The organism is Streptomyces sp. NPDC001373 (assembly GCF_042895815.1).
Taxonomy (GTDB): domain Bacteria; phylum Actinomycetota; class Actinomycetes; order Streptomycetales; family Streptomycetaceae; genus Streptomyces.
In genome coordinates this window covers 1-2581 of record NZ_JBIAWQ010000037.1, presented here as the reverse complement: position 1 = coordinate 2581, position 2581 = coordinate 1, and the positions used below count along the sequence as shown (strand labels likewise).

The 2581-nt window shown below is 68.8% G+C and carries 3 protein-coding genes and 1 pseudogene; all 4 read right to left on the bottom strand.

The window, feature by feature from the left end; all coding sequences use genetic code 11:
- Positions 1-126: 126 nt before the first annotated feature.
- The 4 genes and pseudogenes from ACFY15_RS35705 to ACFY15_RS35690 all read right to left on the bottom strand — a co-directional run bounded on the left by ACFY15_RS35705 (position 127) and on the right by ACFY15_RS35690 (position 2218).
- Positions 127-645, bottom strand: a complete 519-nt coding sequence (locus ACFY15_RS35705) for a hypothetical protein (protein ID WP_390691615.1) — start codon at positions 643-645, stop codon at positions 127-129.
- A gap of 96 nt (positions 646-741) precedes the next feature.
- Entirely contained in the window at positions 742-885 is a 144-nt protein-coding gene (locus tag ACFY15_RS35700) for a hypothetical protein (RefSeq protein ID WP_390691616.1), read from the bottom strand.
- A 21-nt stretch (positions 886-906) separates the two neighbouring features.
- Positions 907-1342, bottom strand: a pseudogene (locus tag ACFY15_RS35695) (transposase).
- Between the two features lie 378 nt (positions 1343-1720).
- Positions 1721-2218 carry a GNAT family N-acetyltransferase gene (locus ACFY15_RS35690; RefSeq protein WP_390691617.1) on the bottom strand — a complete coding sequence of 166 codons (498 nt, stop codon included), beginning with the start codon at positions 2216-2218 and terminating at the stop codon, positions 1721-1723.
- Positions 2219-2581: the final 363 nt, after the last annotated feature.

Sequence of the window (2581 nt, the reverse complement as noted above, 5' to 3'; positions counted from 1 at the left end):
CCAACCACCCCTTTTTTTTACCTCGCCCCCCCCCGCCCCGTCTCCCCCAAAACCCCCCCCCCCGGGGGGCGGCGGGCCCCCGGGGGGGGGGGGGGCCCCCCCCCGCCGCCGTGGCGTGTGGGAGCGTCAGACCCAGTGGAATTGCAGGGCCTCGATGGGCAGCCCACGGCCCGTGGTGCCCACCCTGACGAAGTAGCCCCAGCCCGGCCGCCAGTTCGCGGTGCCGTAGTCGTGGACGTCGCCGAGGTCGCGGACGTGCGCGGTGCCGGTCACGTAGCCGCCCTCGGGACCGGTGGAAACGTACTCCAGGGCTTCGATCGCAGTGTTCATGCCCGTCGTTCCGACCTGGATGGTCTTCCCGGGCTTGGCGCACTGCTCCTGGCTGTCCCAGCCGTAGCGCGCCCGGTGAGCGCGCAGGCAGACCTCGCCGTAGTTGGTCTTCACGCGCAGGGCCTCCAGGTTGAGGGCCTCACCCCGGGTGCCGGCCCAATCACCGTTGCACTGCCAGTCGAGCCAGCCCTTGTTCTGTACGTGGGCCTGGTAGCAGATCTCCTTCGTGGCCGCATGAGCCGGCGCCCCCGTGACGAGCGCGGCCAATGAGGCCGCGCCCAGGGCCACCGCAAGGCGCTTCGCGGACTTCAACATGTTTGTTCCCCCTGAGAGATCGTGGGTGTGTGACGTCCGATTCCGATCGGGCCGTCACAGAATCAAGATCACTCGTGGGCGCGTACGGTTCCCGGATCAGACTCCCGGTGCCGGCTGTTCGGGCTGGTTCGTTGTCGTGGCGGCGGCGCAGACGGGGTGGGTGCGGGCGGCGTAGGAGCGGGCGGCCACGATGAGGCCGATGCCGAGACCGGCGAATGCCAGGCCGCCGAACTCGACCATCCAGGTTCCCCGAGTCGGTGGTTACTGAGCTTGTAGCGGTGGTGTCGTCAGCGTGAGTCCGGTTCCGGTGAGGCATCCGTCGATGATGTCGCTGCGCTATTGGATCTGGCGGAGGCCGTGTCGGAGCCGGTGCATGAGGTGGTCGGGGTCGGTGAAGGCCGTGTTGGCCTGGGTGGTGCGGCGGAGCACTGACCAGATGGCCTTCGACGGGGTTGAGATCGGGTGCGTAGGGCGGCAGGTGGCAGGCATTGACCCAGTCGTGTGCGTCGATGAAGGCCCGCATGCGGCGGTCTTTGTGGACGTTGAGGTTGTCCCAGATGAGGACGATCGGTCCGTCGAGTTGCTGGTGGGCGGCGATGAGGAGGTCGCGGTACTCGCTCCAGGCGAAGCTCTTGCGGCCGCCGCTTTGATGGTCGGTAGACCGCTTGGGCCGGTAGATCATTCCCTCAGGAGTCATCACCGTGCCGTCAATGACCAGCCAGTTGTCGTCGTACGAGTCTCCCCGGACGGTGGCGAACTGATAGCGCACTGGGGGAGGTCGACTGTGCTGGAGAGACCGTTCAGGAGCACTGGGCCAGGATGTCATGGGCTGGCCGGCAGGACGGACTGCGCCTCCCAGCCCAGGTACGGGCCAGAGCGCCGCTCTGGACTCCGCTTCGGAGACAGTCCCGACCTCTGTCAGACGATCTTCTCGATGGGCTCCCGCCCACGAGTAGCGTGAGCACCGCGAGAGCCGGTCACACCAGCCCTCTGACCTGCAGCTTCAGGTTGGCGGAGGCTCAGCGCACATCACACGACGCCCATCACCAGCGGGCTGGCGCCGGTGCTGAAGAGGTCAGTCGTCCAGCCGAAGGCCCATCAGGACATCGTCCACGTATGCGCCGTCCAGCAGGAACTCCTCCGGTAGCACGCCCTCGACCTGGAACCCGCACCGCTCATACAGCCGCCGCGCCGGGAGGTTATGCCCGAGCACCCGGAGCGTGATCCGGCGGGCGCCCTGGGCGCGGGCGGCCAGGCAGGCGGCCTCGACCAGGGCCTGTCCGACCCCGTGGCCGCGGACGTCAGGGGACACCCGCAGACCTTGGATCTGTCGGACGTGCTGGTTACTGGCGAGCGGGGTCGGCGGGACCTGGCGGATGTAGCCGACCACGCGGCCGGCGAGCTCGGCCACCAAGAAGGGCTCTACCCCGTGCCGCTCATCGAACATCAACGCGTCCTCGGCCCGCTGCGGCATGACGTCGCTCAGCCAGGACCAGCCGGCCCGCTCAAGCGCGATCAACGCCGGACCGTCCGACGTGAAGGCACGGCGGATCGTCAGATCATCATTCGCCACGACTACATGCTAGCGGCGTTGGGAGTCCGAGCAGAAGTAGCGACCACACAATCCGGGCCCGCAGGGCCTGGCGGACCCTGGGCCTTGCATGAGCGGGCCAGCCCAGGGACGTCGCGGCCGCCGTCCTCGGCGACGGCGAGCGCGGCCGCCAGCTCCGGGGTCGCGGCCAGGAAGGGAGCCTGGTACAGCCCCGAGGACCGAGCGTCGTCCCGCTCGGCGCTTTCCAGCCCGGCGTCCGCGAGGAAACCCCGGATGCCACCCGGGCGACCTATTGATCCGAAACGGTTTGGGTTCTGGGTCGTTGGTGGGGTGTGAGCGATCTGGTGGGGGACGCGCGGCATCTGTCGCCGTCGGCGCAGGAGG